Source organism: Pontibacter beigongshangensis (assembly GCF_014332515.1).
In the GTDB taxonomy this organism is placed as follows: Bacteria; Bacteroidota; Bacteroidia; order Cytophagales; family Hymenobacteraceae; genus Pontibacter; species Pontibacter beigongshangensis.
The window spans coordinates 29355-50494 of the sequence record NZ_VFSD01000003.1 but is presented as its reverse complement, the minus strand read 5'-3'; the positions used below and the strand labels follow the sequence as shown (position 1 = coordinate 50494).

Sequence of the window (21140 nt, the reverse complement as noted above, 5' to 3'; positions counted from 1 at the left end):
CTGCCGGCATACATGCAATCCAATACGATGTTCTTTTGATTCCCTTTTTCATTGCGTTATCAATTTATATCCTTCCGAACTTTTCGGAATCAGGAATTAGCACCTTTACCTTGGCAGTTAGGTTGCTAGAGTTTCTCAGAGCCTGTCTCTCCACTCTTCTTTATAAATCAAAATCCTGAAGGGATAATTGACTTGATGTTGCAATATTAAGGTGTGCAGGCCAGAAAACCAAAAAAAATGTATCCTTTTTGAAAATCGCCTCTGCCTCGCCAAAGGCTCCTGCCTCCTGTTTTCCAACCAGGCCCGGTGTTCGGCGGCGGCAACAAAGACGCCGGAGGGCTGTTTTCATTAGAATAATCGGGAGAGCGCAAAAAGAGCCTGTAAGCAGTTACGTCTTACCTTATCAACATCAGAAATTGCATCCCCCTTGAGAATAACGAAATACAGTACGGAAAACAAGTATTTGGTATTTGCCAAAAAGGAGCGGCAAATTCCGGTATGTTCGGTGGCTGGCTACAACTTAATGCGCCGGCGCAGGGCCAAAAAACAATTTCCAGAGACAGCAGTAGCCTGAAGCGTAAGCGGTCCGGGAGATCCAGCCACAATTCCGGCAAGGCCTTTTCAGGAAGCAATATGGGCAATACACAATTCCGCAAGACTGAAAACCCTGTTTTTTATCTTATAATGCAAATTTTATATATTATATTATAAAACTAAAGATATGCCTGCCAGTATAAACAAGCATATTTATCGTGTTGCTACATACGAACACCCTCCGGGCCACACGGTATATAAATACACATTTTTTTTCAGACCTTCAAAATATGCATAACTTTGCCTTTCTACAATCCCGAAAAATTAATGGAGGCTATCAAAGAAACTAATTTCTCCTTTACCGGTCAGACTGGATTTTATAGAGGCAAGGTCCGCGATGTTTATTTTTTTAACGATAAACTAGCTGTTATCGCTACCGATCGGATCTCTGCTTTTGATGTGGTGCTGCCGCGCGCAATCCCTTATAAAGGGCAGGTACTCAATCAGATAGCCAGCCACTCCCTGAAGGCTACCGCTGATATTGTGCCGAACTGGGTTCTCTCTACCCCGGATCCCAACGTGACCATCGGGCACCGCTGCGAACCTTTTAAAGTCGAGATGGTTATCAGAGGATATCTGGCCGGGCATGCCTGGCGCGAGTACAAGGCGGGCAGGCGACAGGTGTGCGGCGTGCAACTTCCGGAGGGGCTGCGTGAAAACGACAAACTTCCTGAACCCATTATCACACCCACCACCAAAGCCGACCAGGGGCATGACGAAGACATATCCAGGGAAGAAATTTTAAGGTCAGGGCTTGTATCTGAAGAAGATTATCTTAATTTAGAACTTTATACCAGAGCCTTATTTGCGCGGGGCACAGAGCTTGCCGCCAAACAAGGCCTAATTCTGGTAGACACTAAGTACGAGTTCGGCAAAAAGAACGGCCAGGTATACCTGATCGACGAGATTCATACGCCAGACTCCTCGCGCTACTTTTACAGCAAGGGGTATGCTGAACGCCAGCTGAAGGGGGAGACGCAGAAACAGCTCTCCAAAGAGTTCGTGCGCCAATGGCTGATCGAGAACGGATTTCAAGGGAAAGAAGGACAGTCGGTACCGGACATGACAGATGAAGTAATAAATAATATTTCGGAGCGTTATATCGAATTATTTGAGGTGGTAACCGGCCACCAGTTTGAAAAGAGGACACAGGAAAGTGCCATAAAACGCATTGAAAGTAGTGTTATACAAAACATTTTACCTTAACTTACCGAGTTTTAAAGTAGATTTTGGTACATTCGCATTTAAATCTTTACTGCCAGACACATGAAGTACACGATTGATAAAAAAGAAAACTATACTACCATTACCATAGATGAGAAAAAGCTGGATACTTCTATAGCTCCGGACCTCAAGTCTGAGTTTGTGAAGTTGAACGCAGAGGGAATCACGAATCTGATCCTGGACATGTCTAACGTAAAGTATACAGACTCCTCCGGCCTCAGCTCCATCCTGATCGCCAACAGGCTGTGCAACTCTACAAACGGCCTGCTGATACTGACCGGCCTGCAGGATCATGTGATGAAGCTCATTACGATCTCTAAGCTGGAGTCGGTGCTCAACATTCTTCCTACGGTAGAAGAAGCCATAGACCGCGTTTTCCTGCACGAGATTGAGCAGGACCTTACCAAAAAAGAAGACTAAGCTGTAGGGCCAGCGTGGATTTCGAGCTCAGGATTTTAGGAAGTTCGTCGGCCACTCCATCGGCAAACAGACATCATACCGCCCAGGTCCTAACGATCGGCAACCACTATCACCTGATAGATTGCGGCGAAGGCACACAAATGCAGCTGATGCTTTATAAAATAAAGCATCAGCGCATTTGTAATATCTACATCAGCCACCTGCACGGCGACCATTATTTCGGCCTCGCCAGTTTGCTCTCCACTATGCATCTGCAGGGCCGGCAAACCCCTCTCTACCTCTTTGGCCCGCCCGGCCTGTCAGAAATCTTAAGCCTGCAATTCCGCTATTCCGGCACCAACCTCGGGTTCGACCTGATTTTCAGGGAACTGGACACGACCGTGCACGAGATTATTTTCGAAAATAAGGAGATAACCGTACATACGCTGCCCATGCAGCACCGGGTGCCCTGCTGCGGCTTCCTGTTTCGGGAAAAGCCAAAGCCAAGGCCGCTTATCAAAGAGAAACTGCCTGCGTTCCTGGCTCCCCACCAACTGGTTAGCCTGAAGTCGGGAGAGGATATTTATGATGCGTGGGGCAAGCTGCTCGTTGCCAACAAAGATGTAACGCTGGAGCCCAGGGCCCGCCGCAGCTATGCCTACTGCTCCGACACCCGCTATAACCCGGAGCTCATCCCCTACCTGCGGCACGTGGACCTGCTGTACCACGAGGCCACTTTTACGCACGACATGCATGAGCGCGCCCATTATACGTTCCATAGCACAGCCCGGCAGGCGGCAGAACTTGCAGTAGCCGCACAGGTACGCCACCTGCTCTTAGGGCATTTCTCGGTACGCTACAAGGACCTCAGCCCCTTGCTGCTGGAAGCCCAGGAGGTTTTCTCCAGGACTGACTTAGCCACAGAGGGCAGTATTTTCTGTGTAAGAGAGGATGCTGACCAACCGAATGAACCTGCTCTAGACTAAGGCTGCTCCAAATAAGTACTCAGAAATTGAAATCCTGCTCCTAACCAGCCAGCCTGCCACGGCTTTAGCCAGGCCAAAACTCCCCAGAAGATAAAGTGCACTAATAGCTTATTGGAAAAAGCACCCGGCTCAGTAAAAGCAAAGTCTTCCGGATAAAAGTAGCCAGCAGCAGCAGGAGGTCCGCGCTGCTGAGCAGGTCAATTTTGATTAGAATAATTGCCTCTCTACCAGCCACTACAAGTTTAGTTGCTAGGCTGCAGTCTTTGCACGGTGGCCCTTATGGCACAAGCAACCTTTTCGTAAAGGATGTACGGCCATCGGAAAGCTGGATAAGGTACACACCAGGTGCCAATGGCAACTCCAAGCTATGGAACGACTGATGAGCTACCTCATGCACCTGCAACTGTTTCCCCTGCACGTCCAGTATCCGAATCCATTTAATTTTGTCGGTCCCTTCAATCCTGACCCGGCCGTTGGTCACAGGATTCGGGTACAGCGTAAAAGACGGCTGCATTTCGTTGTGCAGGCTTGTGACGGTGGCGCTTACATATTCTCTCAGCCAGGCAAGGGCCGGACGCTCCGAGCCATCGGTATTTACCAGCATGGCCCCCTGGTCGGTTCGCCACATACCCGGACGGAAGCCCCACAGCGTTACCCCCTGCACAGACGGGTGCTCCCAGAAGATCGGGAAAATTCGTTTGTACTCTCCCAACTGGTATTGGTCTGCCTGCGTCCGGTTTGCTGGCGTCTGGTTTAGGCCGCGGTCATCAATGTCAAATTCAGTAATATAAACGGGCAGGTTGGTAGCGGCAATCAGGTTGAGGTTGCTCAGAATGGTGGCGGCAGGAACATTGCGGGTAGAGAAATAATGCCCCTGAATGCCTACCAGATCGATCAGGTTTTCTGCTTTGAGCAGGTTGATAAGGCCCACGTATTGTTGTGTGCGGGGGGTGCTGCTGGTGAGGTTATACTCATTTACTATCAGTTTCGATTTCGGGAAGTACTCACGCGCCAATCGGAAGGAGGTCAGCACCCAATCCCAGCCGGTAGTGCCACTGCCTCCGAGGGCTCCTATGTAATTGCCGCTTCCCTGATCGGCACTGTTTACTTTTCTTGGCGGATCGCTGATAGGTTCGTTAACCACTTCCAGGTGGTCGATATCCGGGTAGCGTTCTGCCACAGCCGCAAACCACTCCCTTATCTCCTGCAACTGCTCAGCTGCCGGCAGGTTCTCGATCCAGGACGGTTGCTGGTTCCCCCAGACCAGCACATGCATTCTGAAAGGGAAGTTATTGTCTTTCGCCAGTTTATAGGCCGCATCTAAGCTGCTCCAACTCATGACATCGCGTGTGGCTTCTACGCTCCCCCACTTGCCTGCGTTTTCCGGCGCTACCTGGTTCCAGTAACGCTTAAAATCCGAGAGCTGCGCCGTGCTGTAGATGTTACCCAGAAATTTAGGCTTGCCTGCGGCTATCGGTTCTGTTGCGCTTATGCGGGCATGGTGCTGAATTTCTGCCTGTACCAAAACCGGGGCGGTTTGTGCCAGAGCCACCTGAACCAGGCAAGCGAGCAAAGTACAAAAAATACTTCTGTAAAAATTTACCATACATTTCTTGATTGCTGCAATGAACAGAGGATTTTCTTCCAGAGGCTCAGCTTACCGGCTGCTCCCTTACCAAACCTACATAAATAAAAGAAATATTACAACCGATTTCATGAAACTTTCCATTGTATTTTATTTACCCTGTTTTGTAATCACGCCATGAACCAGGCTCCTTATATTTCAGGAACATAGGCATTTAAACAAACTCATATAATGTATGGGTGTGTAACAACATCAGGCTGCGGCAGAAAGGTCTGGAGGGGCAAAATGATTAGAATAATCCAGGTGGGGCGGATCAAGTTAGCAAAGCGGTTATCTTCCGGCATGAGCAGCAGCTAGTGCCATCGAGTATGTGCCTGTTTCTTTATTGTATTGCTACCACAACGGCCTTGCCTTGAAAAACGAGGGGCCATACTTTTAGGAGAGCAGTTGCCACACCACCTGGGTTAGAAACTTAAAAGAAGACAGGTAGGCTGCCCGAAAAAAAGTATAGATGCACTCTTGCCAGGGCTCCCTCATCCTCATAAGATTCTCACTATATGACAGGTGCCGGCAATAGGCCCGGCAAGGACCACCAGGTGTTTTCATAAAAAAAGAAGAGAGGGAGCATTTACGCTTCCTCTCTTCTTTTTTTGCTTTACTTGTGTCCTGCGGCTATCTCGCCATTTGGGCTATTTTCTCTAAGGGGATGGTGTTGGCCAGCTTCAGAATGTTGTCTTCTTTGGTATCGTTTACCTTAAACGTAACGAGTGTATTCTGGAGCGGTATCTGCAGTTCGTAGCCGGTTTTGCCTGCTTCTGCCGCCTCTACCTTGTTTAGCAGCGCTTTGTAGCCGCTTACCTTCACCACTTTCTGGTCGGGGTTACCGGCACCGGCCAGAAAAGGCACCGATAGCAATGCCTGCAGTGAATTTAGCAGGGGCGAGTTGTTTATAATATCCAGGTTGGCACTTTTGTTCGGGTCGGCCCCATAGGTGCGCTGTATGTAAAGCCCCCCGATCAGGCCGCCTCCTGCACTGGTTACCTGGTCATCTTTGGTATTGGCGCTGAGAGCCTCCATGTTGGACGGCAGAAGTTTCAGAATTTCGCGACCAATCTCCACATCCAGATCGCGGAGCATTTGTTCCATGGCAGCTCTGGAGTCGACCAGGTTTCCTGCTGAGTAGTTTTGGCGTGCGTCCCCCAGGTTGCTATTGAATTGCTGCCCGAAGGCTGTTGTGAACGAGAGCAGGCAGATGGCGAGTACGCTGGTACATATCTTTTTCATAATAATCTTCTTTTTAATGGTGTTGCGGTTCCGTCTCTTACTTTTCTCCTAGCATTTTCTTGATACCGTCTATATCCACGGCATTGGCAGCTGCCATTACCTCCTGCTCATTCTTGAAGTTAACACCTTCATACATCAGCATCGACGACTGGCCGAGCGGCACGGTCAGCTTATACCCATCTCCATCACTGTACTCTATCACAGCACGGTGCCCCTTCACTTTTGTCTGCTTCCAGTCCTGCTGCCCTCCTGTGGTCTGGGCGTAGCCGCCATTGGCTATGTAGTTGTTCAGCATATTTACATAAGCCGCATTGTTTGCCACAGTTACCCGGAACTCCTTTTCCTGGCTATCGGTGTACTGGCGCAGAATGGTCAGGCCAGCCCAGCCCCAGCCCATGCTGGTGACCTGTTCCACCTCTTCGTCTTTTTTTAGCCCCGAAATGGCTTCAGGCAAGGAGGCCAGAATCTTCTGCCCTATTTCAAGCTCTACGCCCAGCATGGCCTGCTGCACGGCATAGCGGGCCTCTCCAAAACTTCCGGCCTTGTAAGAAGCCTCGGCATCAGTCAGGTTCTGTTTTACATCAGGCGTTGTAGCAGCCAGGCCTTCTCCCCCCTTGTTGGAAGCACGGCTGCCGCCTTTGGTGCCATAAACCACACCTTCGCTTCCCCCAGAAGAAGAAGCGCCCCTGTTGTCTCCGGCGTTGTTACCGGCATTGGCTTTTTTCTTTCCTCCGAATAAATTGTCAAGCGCCTCATCGGCTTTAGCGTCTGTGCGTTGTTTAATTTTGTTCAGAAGGCCCGCCTGCGCCCAGGCGCCCTGATGGGCCAGGCATACTCCGAGCACCATCAAAAAAATTTTAAACATCTTCATAGCTGATTTTTGTTGTTATTGTCCAAATTAATATATTTTAAACAAAATTGCAAACAAAGATAGCTGTTTTAGCTTCTATGGCAATTTTTTTAACAATAGTTTATCTTCTGTCGAACCTAATTCCCCACCTACACACATAGCAAAAGAGGTATTGCCCCTGCCGGATTTTTATCTTCTTTGCAGCAGTTCTGCCAAAACCAACTTGTACCGAGCCTGAGCCGGTGCGTCCAAAACCTGACCGGGTGTGTTATTGGCAATATCTTTTTACCTTTGACAGATGCGATCTGGTCTTCATCAGGAGGCCCGGCGATACTGATGGAATGCGTTCAGTTTTACCTCCCGCAAGTTATGAGTACAGTTTCTACCTCTGAAAAAAAACGCACCCAGCTCTTTCTGGTGCTGAGCGGTATTTTTATCTCCAATGCCCTGCTGGCCGAGCTGATCGGCGTAAAAATATTTTCGGGTGAGGCGCTGTTTAATTTACCGGGTGCTCAACTCAATATCCTGGGTTCCAAACTCGACTTTAACCTGACGGCTGGTGTTATTATCTGGCCCGTTGTGTTTGTGACTACCGATATTATAAATGAATATTTTGGAAAAGAGGGTGTCAAAAAAGTGAGTATTCTTACGGTACTGCTGATCCTGTACGCGTTCCTGGTCATTACCCTGGTCACGGGTCTTCCGCCTGCTCAGTTCTGGCTTGAGGTGAATAATACCGACAGCGAGGGAAGGCCCTTTAACATCGATTTTGCATTTAACAGCATTTACCGGCAGGGCCTGGGCATTATTATAGGGTCGGTGGTCGCCTTTATAATTTCGCAGTTTCTGGATGCCACCGTGTTTCATTGGCTGCGCCGCCACACCGGAAGTAAAAAAATATGGCTCCGGGCAACAGGCTCCACCCTGGTATCGCAGCTGATAGACAGTGTGGTGGTGCTATTTGTGGCCTTCTACTTTTTTGGCAACTGGTCGCTGACGCAGGTCCTGTCGGTGGCGGCTCTTAACTATATCTACAAGTTCTTTGTAGCCATTGCCCTCACCCCGCTGCTCTATGTGGCGCATTATGTTATCGATGGCTACCTGGGCAGGCGGGCTACCAGCGCTCTGGCAAAAGAAGCCGTTAACTGAGGAATGAGTAAGTGGGGAGGTGAGGTCAAACAGGATGTCGTTTTTTGTCTTTCGGAGTTTCTGGGGTTAAAATCAGGCCAATTTATACTTCTTCAGATTTTCGAATCACCATAGTTCTAATTTTTCGCTTATTTTGCAGCTGAACCTATAAACCTTACTTTATGGCACGTTACCTTACCGGCATCCAGAGCACAGGCAGACCACACTTAGGCAACCTGCTGGGCGCCATTATTCCCGCCATCGAGCTTTCCAGTACCTCCGAGCAGGAAGCCCTGTTTTTTATAGCCGATCTGCATTCGCTCACCGCCATTCACGATGCGGAAGTTCTGCGGCACAATACCTATTCAGTGGCTGCTGCCTGGCTTGCCTTTGGCTTCGACACCGACAGGCATATTTTTTACCGGCAATCGGATGTGCCGATGGTAACGGAACTGTCCTGGTACCTGAACTGCTTTGCCCCCTTCCCGATGCTGGCCAATGCGCACTCGTTTAAAGATAAATCGAACCGCCGTGGGCTGGCCGACGTGAATGCAGGCCTCTTTACCTACCCTGTACTGATGGCTGCCGATATCCTGCTCTACGATGCCAACATTGTGCCGGTAGGAAAAGACCAGGTACAACACCTGGAGATAACCCGCGATGTGGCAAGCTCTTTTAACCACATTTACGGCGAGACCTTTGTGTTGCCGGAAGCCAGAATAGACGAGGCTGTGATGACGGTGCCGGGACTGAATGGCGAGAAAATGAGCAAGTCGTATGGCAACATCATCGATATTTTTGAGGCCGACAAGCCGCTCCGCAAAACAATCATGAGCATCATTACGGACAGCACCCCGCTCGAGGAGCCAAAAGACCCGGACAGCGACACGGTGTTTAAACTCTACAGGCTCCTGGGCACACCGGAAGAGGTGGAGACCATGCGGCAGAATTACCTGAACGGCGGCTATGGCTATGGCCATGCCAAACAGGCCTTGTATGAGCTTATCGTGAGCAAGTATGCCGAAGAAAGGGAGCTTTTTACCTACTACATGAACAACCTGCCCGAAATCGACAAAAAATTACTGGAAGGTGCCGAGAAAGCCAAAGCCATTGCCAGCCCCGTGCTACAGCGGGTGCGCCAGAAGCTGGGCTTTTGACAACGAAATAAAATCCTGGCTCGAGCCGGGGCAGGAAATACTGTATTTTTTGAATATATAATATAATTTTAGGTATTGCTTTAGTAATATTTTTATAGAAAAGAAGCGAAGGTTCCAATTGTCTTAGCTGTTGCTTCTTTCGTTGCCTTCATGCTGTATTTTTGCATAGCTTAGGAGCTGAGCGCTCACGGCTGGGGAAGGGCCCTAATATAAGCGGGGCCTCGTCCCTGGCCATCGGCGCTGTGTTCGCTCCTGCCAAGGGGCCCTTTTAGACTCGCTGACGCTCAGGCTGCCACTAATGTGGCACCGCACCTCTCAAAAAAATGGCCCCTGCCCCGCCACCTCAAGCCAACGACTGGGATTTGTGAGATAACCAACTCAGGTCATTCATTCCCAAATCTATTCGTCTTCAAATTTTCAAATTGATAAACTTCCACATTGAATAATTAGCACATTAAAGCATTAGCACATTAACCAAATTATTTAAATGAAAATGGCCCTCCAGAGCCTCTGGCGCTGCTTTGGGTAGTGTTCCGGATCATGGCGCTGGGTTTCTGCATATAACCTGGTTACCGGTATTTATCGGGGCTTACCTGCTTTCCTTCAGCTCCCGGACCGCACTTTTCCCTAAAACATTTCTCTTTGGGCCAGAACCTGTTAACTGCCACCAAATTATCCGTGATCAGACAAAAAACGCCTTCGCAGATGTGAAACTACCCGGATTTATTTTCTATAGAAAAAAATAAGGATCAAAAGCAAAACATTCCTGGAAATTGTTTCACATTGCATTTCAATAGCTTTACTATCATCTCAAAACATACTTGATATGATGACACATTATGATACGCCTGAAAGAAATCAGGAATGATTTGCCAGCAGGAGTCGTAGTCTTCCTGGTGGCGGCACCTTTGTGCCTTGGCATTGCCATGGCCTCGGGAGCACCGCTTTTTTCTGGCATTATCGCCGGTATAGTGGGAGGTCTAGTCGTAACGCTCATCAGTAGCTCACAGCTTGGTGTGAGCGGGCCGGCAGCAGGGTTGACGGTTATTGTGCTGCAAGAGATTCAGGTCCTGGGAAGCTTCGAAGTCTTTCTGTCGGCGGTTATGCTGGCAGGTGCCGTACAAGTAGCACTGGGCCTTCTGAGGGCTGGCAGCATTGGCTACGACTGCCCTACCTCGGTTATTAAAGGTATGCTGTCTGGTATCGGGATCATAATTATCCTGAAGCAGATCCCGCACGCCTTTGGTTATGACAGCAATTATGCAGGCGACGTGCATTATATTCAGGCAGGAGGCGGCACTACGTTTAAGGAGCTGTTCCGGACCCTCGATTTTATCACGCCGGGCGCGCTGCTGATTAGTACCATATCGCTGGCCATCCATATTTTCTGGGATCTGGTAATGAGCAAAAAGCATAAAGTGTTTCAGATAATACTGGGACTTATGGTGGTGGTGGGCATTATCCTGCCTATTGTTTTCCGGGATTTTTACCCTCAACTAACCCTGCCCGCCAACCAACTGGTGACGCTGCCGGTAGCCGACAGCGTCAATGGGTTTGTGCAGCAGTTCACGCTGCCCGACTTCAGCCGGGTGCTTACCTACGATGTGCTGTTTCTGGCAGGCACTATTGCCATAGTGGCGAGCCTGGAAACGCTTTTATGCGTGGAGGCAACCGACACAAAGACGTTCTAACAGGAGAAAAGCAGGCTCTAAAAGAGCCCTTGGTGATGCAGGGAGCCTCCTTACTTTACCAGGAACTGCCTCAGCAAACGCTCTGGCAGCAATTTTACAGCGCCGGACCGGGGCAGGCAGGAAAAATTTTCCTGGCCACCAGGCACATCCCAGTCTCCATACCCTTACCTTCGGGGCGTGTGTTTACAGCAGAAGCCTGTGTCAGCTATTTTCAGAAGTAGCGGGCCTCACTTCCTGAGAACCAACTTGAATATTTAACACTCTAATAAACGATTTTATGAGAACACTCACCAAAGAACTACAGGACCAGCTTACACCAGAACAAGCCATAGAGCTACTGATAGAAGGCAACAAAAGATTTGTCAGCAACCTGAAGTTTAACCGCAACCTGCTGCAGCAGGTAAACGAAACATCGCAGGGGCAACATCCCTTCGCTATAGTGCTCAGCTGCATCGACTCCAGAACATCGGCCGAACTTATTTTCGACCAGGGCCTGGGCGATATCTTTAGCGTCAGGATTGCAGGAAATGTCGTGAATGACGATATACTGGGGAGTATGGAGTTTGCGTGCAAAGTAGCCGGCGCAAAGCTGATTATGGTACTGGGCCATACCAACTGCGGCGCCATAAAAGGTGCCTGCGACGGTGTGAAGCTAGGTTTTCTGACAGGACTTATAAACAAAATAACGCCAGCCATAGACAGCCTGCATTACAGTGGCGACAAAAATTCAGGTAACCAGGAGTTTGTGCAACTGGTGGCCAAGAGTAATGTACGCCACATGATTGAGGAAATCCGGAACAGAAGCAGTATTATTGGCGAAATGCTCGAAAATAAAGAGATCGGCATAGCCGGTGGCATGTACGATGTAGAAACAGGTATGGTGGATTTTTACGAGCCTGCCTGGCAGACAAGTGAACTGATGAATGAAAAATCTGGCAACAAATATTAGCATCAAAGTCGACAAAAAAGTCTTTTTGAAAGATCCCGACTCGTCGGAGAAAGGCCGGCAGATAATTGAGCACAGCATCCTGCTCCTGGACGAACTTGGCCTCGAATCGTTTACGTTTAAAAAACTGGCCGCCAGAATCGGCACCACAGAAGCCACTATTTACAGGTACTTTGAGAGTAAGCATATGCTGCTCTCTTACCTGGTATCGTGGTACTGGAGCTGGCTCGAATACCGGCTCGTGTTTGCCACGCATAACATTCAGCCTGCCGAAGCTAGATTAAAGATCGCGATAGGCATATTGGCCGGCAAAGTGGAGCGGGACATAAACTTTGTTCACGTGGACGAAGTCGCGCTGCAACGGATAGTGGTGGCAGAGTCGGCAAAGGTATACCTGACCAAGGAGGTGGACGATAACAACCGGGAAGGTTTTTTCTTTAGCTACAAGCGCTTCTGTAAACGGGTGGCAGCTATTATCAGCGAGATTAATCCGGAGTACCAATACCCATCCTCACTGGTTTCTACAGTGGCTGAAACGGCCCATTACCAGAAGTTTTTTTCGCTGCACCTGCCTTCGCTCACTAATATATCTGATAGCCGGAATGAGCAACTGGAAGCATTTCTGACGGAACTGGTCTTTAAGGCGATTGCAAAGTAATGACAGGTGTTGTGTCTGGCAGAGTTCCGGCCAACTTCAAAAAAACAAAGCACCGGAGACTCCTTAAAACAGGGAGCCTCCGGTGCTTTTTACGAACCAGCCTTATTACCCCGGCTTAAAGTACACTGTTTTGAGCAGGGGCCTTTTACCTGCTGGTTCGGCCTCCTGACTTTTAAAGATGAGGTAAATATCCTGTAACTCAGTTCCTGCTGTATGCTGCAACGCAATGGTAGTAGCAGATTTGCCTTTATCAGCCCCGAAGCGCAGTTGCCCCTGCCCTACTTTCGAACCATCAATGGAGCCCAGGCGCACTTCAATATGATAGCTGCTGGCTATGCCGCTGCCAAAGCCGGTAAGTTCTATCTGGCTGATGCCCGTCAGGTCTGTTTGCGGCACTTGCAGCCACCCCTCCCCGGCCGGTATTAACAGGAACTTACTGCCCAGCGAGTCCTTACTCGCAAATGAGCTTACTTTCTTAATATCGCCGGCGTCGAGGCTGCTGTTGCGGAGGTACACTGCCTGCATGCCGGTTAGCGGTTGTGGGGCTCCGGGTGCCCCGGTGTCGGTGTAGGTGGCCATGAGCTTCAGAACGGAAGGCTGGCCCTTTTCTATGGCTGCGGCGGGCACTACTTCGCCTTTGGCTGGCAAGGAGGCTTTCTGACTGTCTTCGTTTGCCAAAGAGCGCACCCATTCTACAATCTGTCGTGCCTCCGCAGGGTTCATGGTGGGGTGGGCAGGCATCGGGTTGGGGCCCCACACGCCGCTTCCGCCTTTTAAGATCTTATCGGTCAGGTAGGTGCGCGCATCGGAGCTTTTGCGGTATTTCACAGCAATCTCGCGGAAAGACGGGCCAATGGATTTCTCATCTGTTTTATGGCAGCCCTGGCAGTCGGAGGCACTCATCAGGTTGCGGCCTATCAAGGTCTCCGAAATTACCTGGTGCCCCAGGTTGGCTCCCGCCAGGTCGGTTCCGCGAATGTAGTCTACGGATACAAACAAGTTTTCTTCTGCTACCTTTTCCGCATCGTCTTTTACCTGGACCTGATACTGCACGGGTTTGCCAGCGAAATAGAAGGACTTGTTGCCTGGCAGATCGATGGTCACTTCGGGTTGGGTATTGCCGGCATAAACCATTATTTCCTCGCTCTGCGTTGCAGCGTTCTGCTTATCCAGCACTTCCACGCTTATGACGTAGGCCCCGCCCTGCGTGATGGTATGCTCCAGGTAAGGCTCCTTGGTTTCCTTCTTAAAGTCGCCAACTTTCCAGCTATACCGCAGGGCCTGCTTTTCTGGGTCAGCAGCCGCTACGGTGGCCCTGATGGTGAGAGGTATTTTTCCGCTTGTTTTGTCGATGGTAAGGTTGGATACTCTTGGCGGCAGGTTTCCGGAGATGTAATCGAGCCTGGCAATGCCTGCCTCCGGATTTGCCTTAAACCAGCCTTTGCCATACTCCAGCACATAGATTCTGCCATCCGGGCCAACCTCCATATCCATTATGGCACTGAAAGGAGTAGCCGACATAAAGGTCTCCATTTTCTGCAGGTCGCCGTTTTCCTTCAGCGTCAGCACTTTTATCCAGTTGCGCACCCACTCATAAATAAACACCTTGCCGTTATAATACGCCGGGTAGGCTGTTTCTTCTGGAAACATGTCGGTGTAGTAAGCAGGACCGGCCATAGCTGTGCGCCCACCAGCGCCTACCTGCGGAAACTCTTTGGAGGCAGCATAGGGGTACCAGATAAAGGCAGGCTGTGCTGCGGGCAGTTCAGTTAAACCGGTGTTGTTCGGGGAGTCGTTTACAGGGCGTGCCGGATCGAAGGTGGCTCCTGTTTTGCCGGTGCCATAGTTGTAGTGGTGATAAGAATAGTTATCGCCTACAAACAGGGGCCAACCGAAAAAGCCCGCCTTGCGCGCCTGGTTAAACTCGTCGTAGCCTCGGGGGCCTCTTATGTTCAGGCTGTCGGCATTGGCATCCGGCCCTACATCGCCCCAGTACAGATAGCCGTTTTTCTGATCAACTGAAATGCGGTAGGGGTTCCGGTTGCCCATCACATAAATTTCAGGCTTTGTTTTTTGGGTTGACGGCGCGAACAGGTTGCCTTCCGGAATTTCGTAGCTGCCATCGGGCTTCACCCTGATCCGCAGAATCTTGCCTCTCAGGTCGTTTGTGTTTGCGGCCGTTCTGCGGGCATCGTATTGCTCATGCCCCGGCCGCTCATCCAGGGGGGCAAAACCATGGTTCACGTAGCGCTGTCCCTTCTCGTTAAAAGGAGTGGAATTGTCGCCGGTAGAAAGGTAAAGCACGTTATCGGGCCCAAAGGCAATGGAGCCGCCGGTATGGCAGCAGATGTTGCGCTGGGAGTAAAACTGCAACACGACCTTTTCTGAAGCCATATCAAGCTTATTGTCTTTGAACACAAACCTTGACAAGCGGTTTACGGACGTGTCGGCCGGGCTATAGTACATATAGATAAAGTGGTTGCTGGCAAAGTTCGGATCGGCTGCAATCCCCATCAGCCCTTCTTCGGCATTAACGCCCGGCACCGTGGCTTTGTGGTACACGTGCAGCGCACCTACCTGGCTAACCTGTTGCGTTTGCTGGTCATAGAGCATCACTTCTCCCCTCCGCTGCACCACCAACACACTCAGGTCTGGCAGGATCGTCATCTCGGTGGGTTCTGTGAGCATGCCTTGTGCCAGCACTGTCTTCACGAACCGCTCTTCAGCCGGCACACGCTCCGTTCTGGCTTTGCTGTATGTTAGTTCCTGGTTATCGCCTGCGGCATACCGGATACCACCTAACAGGTGCTGCAGAAAAACAGTGTCCTGGTACGCTTCCTCGGTATGGCCCAGGCCGGTATAGAATGCCCGGCCGCCATCATAATCGTGGTACCAGGCAATGGGATGGTGCGCCCCGTTTTTGCCGCCTTCATAAGAAGTTTCATCGAGCGTGAGCAGCACCTGCACCTCCTTGTTCAGGTTTTTGAAATTGTACCACTCATCGGTTGTCTTCCACACATCCGGCAGATGCGCTGTGGCCGGGTGCTTTTTGTTGGCCACCTGCAGCACAGCCTCCTGCACACTGGGGTGACTTTCGAAATAGCCGCCTGCCATGGCCCCATACCACTCCCAGTCATATTCTGTGTCGGAGGCGGCATGTATGCCTACAAAACCTCCGCCTGCCTGTATATAGCGTTCAAAGTCGGCTTCCTGGTACTGGTCCAGCACGTCGCCGGTGGTATTCAGAAATACGACTGCCGCATACCGGCCCAGGGAATCTTCGTGAAAGTAAGCGGCGTTGGTGGTGGTATCTACCTGGTAGCCGTTTTGCTGGCCCAGCTTGAGCAGCGCCGCCGATCCTGCCGCAATAGAGGCATGCTTAAAACCAGTGGTCTTGCTAAAAACTAAAAGCCGGGGATTTCCTTTTCGTTTGCTGGTGCAGGAACCCAGCAGGCATAAACTCAACACTACAAGGCAGCAGTAGGAAGTAAGGTTACTAAACTTGGATTTCATTAAAATTGTGTCGTGACTAGGGTTAGGACTGAACTTACGGTAGTTATTTTTAAGCAGGTAAATAAAAGTTTTCAAAGCTTTAGGCAATTATTCTAACCCAAGTTGTGCGGTAGAGAGCCTTTCTGACTTAGTCCCTTTGTCCTCCTGAAAGGATCTTGTGGGCGAGAGCCTAAGGCAATGGCCACTGGCCTGGGGTTAAGTTAGCATAGTCACTTGTTAAGACTTGATAGCAGAAGCAGCTTGTTTCATGGCTCGTGTCTTTGTTCTTTTTGTCTTGATACAAAAAGAACCAAAAAAATCAAGACGATTTTGTTTGTCGAGGGCCCCTACCCCCACTCGCTGAACGCTCTTTGTAGAGGGCCCCTACCCCCAACAAAAAATCGTCACTCTTTGCACCTGGCAACTGTATCTGACTCGTAGTTACCCGCCGCACCACATTATTTAGGGCTGCTACTGCACAACTTGGGTTATTCTAATGAAAATGGCCCTCCGGAGCTTACTGCTGCTCCTACTGCTCTTATTAGATGCTGGACTTTTGATTTAGTTAAGAGTTAAGAGTTGGTCAATTTTAGAGACCTGGTTCTACCATTCCTCTTCAACTTTCCAAATCAAAAAATCAACACATTAGCACATTAACTACCTCTGTTGCTGATCCGCTCTAAATACCTGCCTGCTTAAAGATGCATGCTGAATTTAAACAGATGAGTAGAAAATAGGCAGTTATACTTTCGGCGTTATGGTAGCGGGGGCTCAAGTTTCAGCATCAGGACCGCTTCCAATATTTTCAGCAACAAGTTAGCAGGATTACACGAGCTTTTTGAGCTGTTACATAAAAAAAGAGGCTGAACCTGGCCGCCAGAAACCTGCATGTCTTCTACAGCGGTTGCCGGCTATAATCTGAATGTCTGCCCCATCACAAAATGGACCGAAGGCTAGACCCTGGCAGGTAAAACACGGTGCTCAGCAGCAACACCTCCGGAGGGGCTTTTTGATTTGAATAATTTATCCATCTGCCCGCTTCCTGCTGCGCTGGCTGCCCGTCAAAATTTAGCTGAATGCGCTTATTCGCCCTCCTTATGACTAAAGGTGGTGACTCTGCTTCCTCTGCCCAGGGTATTAAACACCCTGAAGGTAAAAGTGCCTTTTGCTGCCAGCGGTTCTGTATATTCCTTACTGGTTGTAGTTGGCACAGACCCATCGGTGGTGTAGCGGATGGTAAAACCCGGTAGCTGCACGTTGGCATGCACCTTGCCATCTATCTGGCGGATACCCGCGGGCGGAATGCGATAATTAAAGCCCCCTGCATAACGATCGAGGCGCGGCAGCTCTTTTTTGCCAGTTATATTCACAAACCAGGTCCAGTCTTTAGCATAAGCGGCGGCGGCCTTTTCCGGATCTGCCAAGGTGGCCCATGCGGGGTTCTTTGCCCAGGCTCTCTCTGCAAATCCCAGCAGTTTTGGCAGCAGCATGTATTCCAGTTGGTCGGCTCCCCGTATCTTTTCGGACCAAAGCTGGCACTGCAGGCCAACAATGTTAGCTGCGCCTGCGGCTGTTAGGCGCTCTTTGCCTATAAAGGTGGACGTGTCCAGCGGGTTACCTGCCACATCTTCTTTGGCTGATTTATAATAATCTAAAGGAATGAAGTAAAAAGCCTTATCCACATCTACATAGGAGCCCCAGTACGGCCCTGGTTCATCGGCGTCTTTTTCGTAAGACTGGTCGAAATAAAAATTGGTGACCGGTGCCAGCACAACCTTATACCCGGCATTGGCCAGGCGGTAGGCCAGATCTTCGGAGCCCCAGCCCCACACATTGTTCCAGACGTAGGCATGAAAATTATCTTCCCTGAAATCGGGGTTTGCCACATACCGGGCGCTGCCCTGCTGCCTTGTCTTCCGCATGGTCACCTCTTCCCAGCCCGACAGGTAAAGGTTTCGGGCTTGCAATATCTTGCTGGCTCTGGCCAGGTAATAGTACCACAAATCATCAAAGCTCCCCATGCTCCCGGTCTTCATAAGCTGCAGAATGGCGGGCGACTTTTGCCAGACACCGGCAGGCACCTCGTCTCCTCCTACATGAATAGTCTGCAGAGGCGCTCCTGCAGCCGCATACATTGCCACAATATCATCTACCACTCTTTCCATAAAAGCATAGGTGGAGGGCAGCGCCACATTCATAACATTGTCTGAATAGCCTTGTACAGACTTGTAAACCGATTGGTCGAGCGTGTCGCGCAGCAAGTAGCGGCTGGCTTCTGTGGGGTTGCCCTCCTGCTTTAACCGCTCATACCGGGCATCCATCGCTTTGATAGCGGCACGGGCATGTCCGGGTGTCTCTATCTCTGGTATCACCCGTATGTGCCGGGCTTTGGCGTATTGCAGGATCTCTATAAAATCGGCTCTGGTATAAAAGCCGCTGCCGGGAAAAGCAGAGGTATCGGGCCCTGAACCGTAAGCTGGCGGCAGATGGTCTTTGTCGGTTAAGGTATGGCCTCGTCTGGCCCCTACTGTGGTCAGCTCCGGCAACGAGGGTATTTCCAGACGCCAGCCTTCATCGTCGTTTAAGTGGAAGTGGAGGGTGTTGAGTTTATAGAGGGCCAGCAGATCTAAAAGCTTTAGCACCTCCTGCTTTGTCTGGAAGTTGCGGGCCACATCAAGCATAAAAGACCGGTACCCGAACCTGGGCGCATCAGTAATTTCTGCCGCCTGTATGCGTAATGGCGGTTTCACTACTCTCCAGGAATCCGGGGGCAGCATCATTTTTAACGACTGTATGCCATAAAACATGCCGGCGGGAGCTGAGGCTGCTATGGTGATGCCACCTAGCCTAATGCTGAGTGTATAGCCTTCGGGGTCTAATCCGGCCTCCTTTTTTAGGGTAATGGCCCTGGGGTGAGCCGGAGTACCGGGCGGAAGCCGCTTACCTGTAATGGCTTCGACCTCCTGCTGCAGGACCTGCGCCTCGTGCCCGAAAGCTGCATCGTAGACCAATACAGTTTCTGGGGTGAGCAGAAAACTACCTTCCTTGGCTGCATACGTTACCGGAGAAGGAAGAATTGGCTGCAGCTGAGAGAGCGGGATATCTCTGGATGCTTTGTTTAGATCGTAAATTTGGCGGACAGGCCTTTTCAGGATTTCCCGCTCTTTAGCAGGCACTGCCGCTACCGTATAGTTCTGGACAGCATATCCTTTACCGGGTGCATGGTCCCACACAAGGTACAGTCCTGCCGGAGCGTCTGTGTATTTCAGGGATCGCCCGCTGGCCAGGTAGGTAATTTTAATGGAGGCTGCCGGAGCAAGCCGCTTAAACCCTGGGCCAGGCACCATACTGGCAAATTCTCCGTTAATAGTCGAGAACTTAACCTGACCAGTTAAGGATTTGGTGATAACCCGCGTGTACGAAAAGTACATCTTCCAGGAATCAGCCTCTAGTGTGCTGGTGCTCTTGTTGGTGATCGTGAAGGCCGCCAAAAACTGTCGTTTGCCCTGGTAATTATTTTCTATAAGCTCCCATTTCACCTCCAGCTTCGAGACATCAAATGGCGCGTCCTGTGCAAAAGCTGTCAGATGGATGAACCAGCTAAAAGAGAATAGTAAGATGATTTTGCCCATGCCTGTTTTAAATACATCAGCCTGCCTGCAGGCAATCTGGTAAATACCTCCGCATCCGGAACACCTCCTTGGATACTGGCTGCCGGGAGCCGCAAATACTCTTTAGCTGGCTTCGCGCCGCTGCCTGATGTATGAAGCCAGAAAGGCAAAAGCACCCGTAGACCAAAGCGCCCAAAAAATTAAAACAGGCTGGAAAAACAACCTGATAAGCCTTTTCTGATCCGTATCGAGCCCGAAAGCATCTATACCGTTGGTATATTGCGAAATGTTCCCCGGAAAGATAAGCACATAAAACAGCGCCAGCAACAGGCCCACCTTTACTTTTTGTTTGGCAAGAAATAGCATTGCCAATCCCAATAATATCTCCACTACCCCCGACGACACAACTATAAAATCCATAAACTCCGGATTGCCTGTCAGCCACCTGGGCACCTGTGCCAAAAACTCCTGCCGTTGAAAAGTGAGGTGGCCAATACCGGCTACTACCATCATCAGCCCAAGAACTATTCTGGCTATGTTCTGGAACGTGGATGTTCTACTGTTTATCATAGGAGATCTGCTCGTGCTGAGGGGCGTTCATTTTATGGCAGGAAGCAACAGGAAAAAGAAAGCGCCGGCAGGCTTCTTTACATTTTGCTGCCCGCACTTCTTCTAAACCAGCTACGAGGTTGCTTTTGACGGCAATAACTGACATGGATTACAGCGCTTTACGCGGATGCCCGCTGCCAAACCAGACACTTCCGGATGCTCGCTTTATCAGGCAAACCGATGCGAATCTGGCCTCTTGCCTCTGTGCATAAGCGCGTCTACACTCCAGATTCCTGCGCCTACCGAGGCTATGTACAGAAAAAGAAAACAGTACAGCAGGGCCAGTTCACCACCGTTCAGGAGCGGGTTCCAGCCTTGCGGCACATGGGCCATAAAAAAAGCCGCAGCCATCTGGCCACTGGCAATAAAAGCAGCCACACTGGCAAACAAGCCTATCGCTATCATAATGCCGCCAACCAGTTCAACAATTCCGGCTACTCCCATCAGAGAGGCCAGTTCCACCGGGTCTTTATCACCCGGAGTACCAAACAGCTTCTGGGAGCCATGCATCGCAAACATCAGACCTGCCACTATTCTAAGAAGGGCGTAGAGGTAGGGACTCATTGGGCCTAAGAATCTTTCCATCGCAATTTCAGGTTAAAGGTTTTTTATTTAGATCTTACAGATAAACAGCCAGTTACCTGGTATATGAGGGTGTAAACGCAGATTGTGTTGGCAAAGTTAACAGCAGTCCCGTCTTCCGGGTCAGGCAGCTGTGCTGATTGCCACTTGCCACAGTTAGCACAAGGCTGAAGGTGTGGCGGCATGCGGCAAATTATTCTAACGAAAACATACCTCCGGAACCATTTAGCTGCTGCTCCCGCCTAGCTATCCCCTCTGCCAGCGCCCCGCTTGATAGCTGGCCACACGCAAAGGGCCGGAAAGGGGGCGGCCGGCAACGCTAACATATATTAGCCCTCCAGGGG

Annotated in this window: 17 protein-coding genes and 1 riboswitch; of the genes, 8 read left to right on the top strand and 9 right to left on the bottom strand. The window is 50.3% G+C overall.

What is annotated here, in order from left to right:
• Nucleotides 1-61: 61 nt before the first annotated feature.
• Nucleotides 62-169, bottom strand: a riboswitch (SAM riboswitch).
• The gene (locus FJM74_RS03860; protein WP_187261253.1) at nt 161-349 is read right to left on the bottom strand and encodes a hypothetical protein; all 189 of its coding nucleotides are present in this window, start codon (nt 347-349) and stop codon (nt 161-163) included. (Overlaps the previous riboswitch by 9 nt.)
• Before the next feature lie 512 nt (nt 350-861).
• Here FJM74_RS03860 and FJM74_RS03855 point away from each other — a divergent pair.
• Genes FJM74_RS03855 through FJM74_RS03845 form a run of 3 tightly spaced genes read left to right on the top strand, consistent with a single transcriptional unit; the run spans nt 862 to nt 3203 of the window.
• Entirely contained in the window at nt 862-1800 is a 939-nt protein-coding gene (locus tag FJM74_RS03855; protein ID WP_187261252.1) for a phosphoribosylaminoimidazolesuccinocarboxamide synthase, read from the top strand.
• 60 nt (nt 1801-1860) lie between these two features.
• Nucleotides 1861-2238 (top strand): STAS domain-containing protein, encoded by a 378-nt coding sequence (locus tag FJM74_RS03850; protein WP_147920874.1) that lies wholly within the window; start codon nt 1861-1863, stop codon nt 2236-2238.
• A gap of 14 nt (nt 2239-2252) precedes the next feature.
• Entirely contained in the window at nt 2253-3203 is a 951-nt protein-coding gene (locus FJM74_RS03845; protein ID WP_187261251.1) for a ribonuclease Z, read from the top strand.
• Nucleotides 3204-3480: 277 nt separating this feature from the next.
• Here the strand turns inward: FJM74_RS03845 and FJM74_RS03840 are convergent, their stop codons facing one another.
• From FJM74_RS03840 to FJM74_RS03830, 3 genes are all read right to left on the bottom strand, one after another.
• Nucleotides 3481-4728, bottom strand: coding sequence for an endo-1,4-beta-xylanase (locus tag FJM74_RS03840; protein WP_206683997.1), 1248 nt, complete (start codon nt 4726-4728; stop codon nt 3481-3483).
• A 732-nt stretch (nt 4729-5460) separates the two neighbouring features.
• Complete coding sequence (locus FJM74_RS03835) at nt 5461-6072, bottom strand: hypothetical protein (protein WP_187261249.1); 612 nt, start codon at nt 6070-6072, stop codon at nt 5461-5463.
• A 37-nt stretch (nt 6073-6109) separates the two neighbouring features.
• Nucleotides 6110-6943, bottom strand: coding sequence for a hypothetical protein (locus tag FJM74_RS03830; protein WP_187261248.1), 834 nt, complete (start codon nt 6941-6943; stop codon nt 6110-6112).
• 348 nt (nt 6944-7291) lie between these two features.
• On the opposite strand from FJM74_RS03830, the gene FJM74_RS03825 reads away from it, so the two are divergent.
• The 5 genes from FJM74_RS03825 to FJM74_RS03805 all read left to right on the top strand — a co-directional run bounded on the left by FJM74_RS03825 (nt 7292) and on the right by FJM74_RS03805 (nt 12502).
• Nucleotides 7292-8071 (top strand): queuosine precursor transporter, encoded by a 780-nt coding sequence (locus tag FJM74_RS03825; protein WP_187261247.1) that lies wholly within the window; start codon nt 7292-7294, stop codon nt 8069-8071.
• Nucleotides 8072-8232: 161 nt separating this feature from the next.
• Nucleotides 8233-9207, top strand: a complete 975-nt coding sequence (gene trpS / locus FJM74_RS03820) for a tryptophan--tRNA ligase (protein ID WP_187261246.1) — start codon at nt 8233-8235, stop codon at nt 9205-9207.
• 839 nt (nt 9208-10046) lie between these two features.
• Nucleotides 10047-10898, top strand: a complete 852-nt coding sequence (locus FJM74_RS03815; RefSeq protein ID WP_187261245.1) for a SulP family inorganic anion transporter — start codon at nt 10047-10049, stop codon at nt 10896-10898.
• 277 nt (nt 10899-11175) lie between these two features.
• Entirely contained in the window at nt 11176-11847 is a 672-nt protein-coding gene (locus FJM74_RS03810; RefSeq protein WP_187261244.1) for a carbonic anhydrase family protein, read from the top strand.
• 25 nt (nt 11848-11872) lie between these two features.
• Entirely contained in the window at nt 11873-12502 is a 630-nt protein-coding gene (locus FJM74_RS03805) for a TetR/AcrR family transcriptional regulator (protein ID WP_317175534.1), read from the top strand.
• A 105-nt stretch (nt 12503-12607) separates the two neighbouring features.
• Here FJM74_RS03805 and FJM74_RS03800 read toward each other — a convergent pair whose 3' ends face one another.
• The 5 genes from FJM74_RS03800 to FJM74_RS03780 all read right to left on the bottom strand — a co-directional run bounded on the left by FJM74_RS03800 (nt 12608) and on the right by FJM74_RS03780 (nt 20799).
• Nucleotides 12608-16015, bottom strand: coding sequence for a ThuA domain-containing protein (locus FJM74_RS03800; protein ID WP_187261242.1), 3408 nt, complete (start codon nt 16013-16015; stop codon nt 12608-12610).
• A 1061-nt stretch (nt 16016-17076) separates the two neighbouring features.
• Nucleotides 17077-19626 (bottom strand): family 20 glycosylhydrolase, encoded by a 2550-nt coding sequence (locus tag FJM74_RS03795; protein ID WP_187261241.1) that lies wholly within the window; start codon nt 19624-19626, stop codon nt 17077-17079.
• A 102-nt stretch (nt 19627-19728) separates the two neighbouring features.
• Nucleotides 19729-20175 carry a DoxX family protein gene (locus tag FJM74_RS03790; protein ID WP_187261240.1) on the bottom strand — a complete coding sequence of 149 codons (447 nt, stop codon included), beginning with the start codon at nt 20173-20175 and terminating at the stop codon, nt 19729-19731.
• On the bottom strand, nt 20162-20320 hold the full coding sequence (locus FJM74_RS03785; protein ID WP_187261239.1) for a hypothetical protein: 159 nt from the start codon (nt 20318-20320) through the stop codon (nt 20162-20164). The genes FJM74_RS03790 and FJM74_RS03785 overlap by 14 nt, the downstream gene beginning before the upstream one ends.
• Before the next feature lie 62 nt (nt 20321-20382).
• Entirely contained in the window at nt 20383-20799 is a 417-nt protein-coding gene (locus FJM74_RS03780; RefSeq protein ID WP_187261238.1) for a DoxX family protein, read from the bottom strand.
• Nucleotides 20800-21140 lie beyond the last annotated feature (341 nt).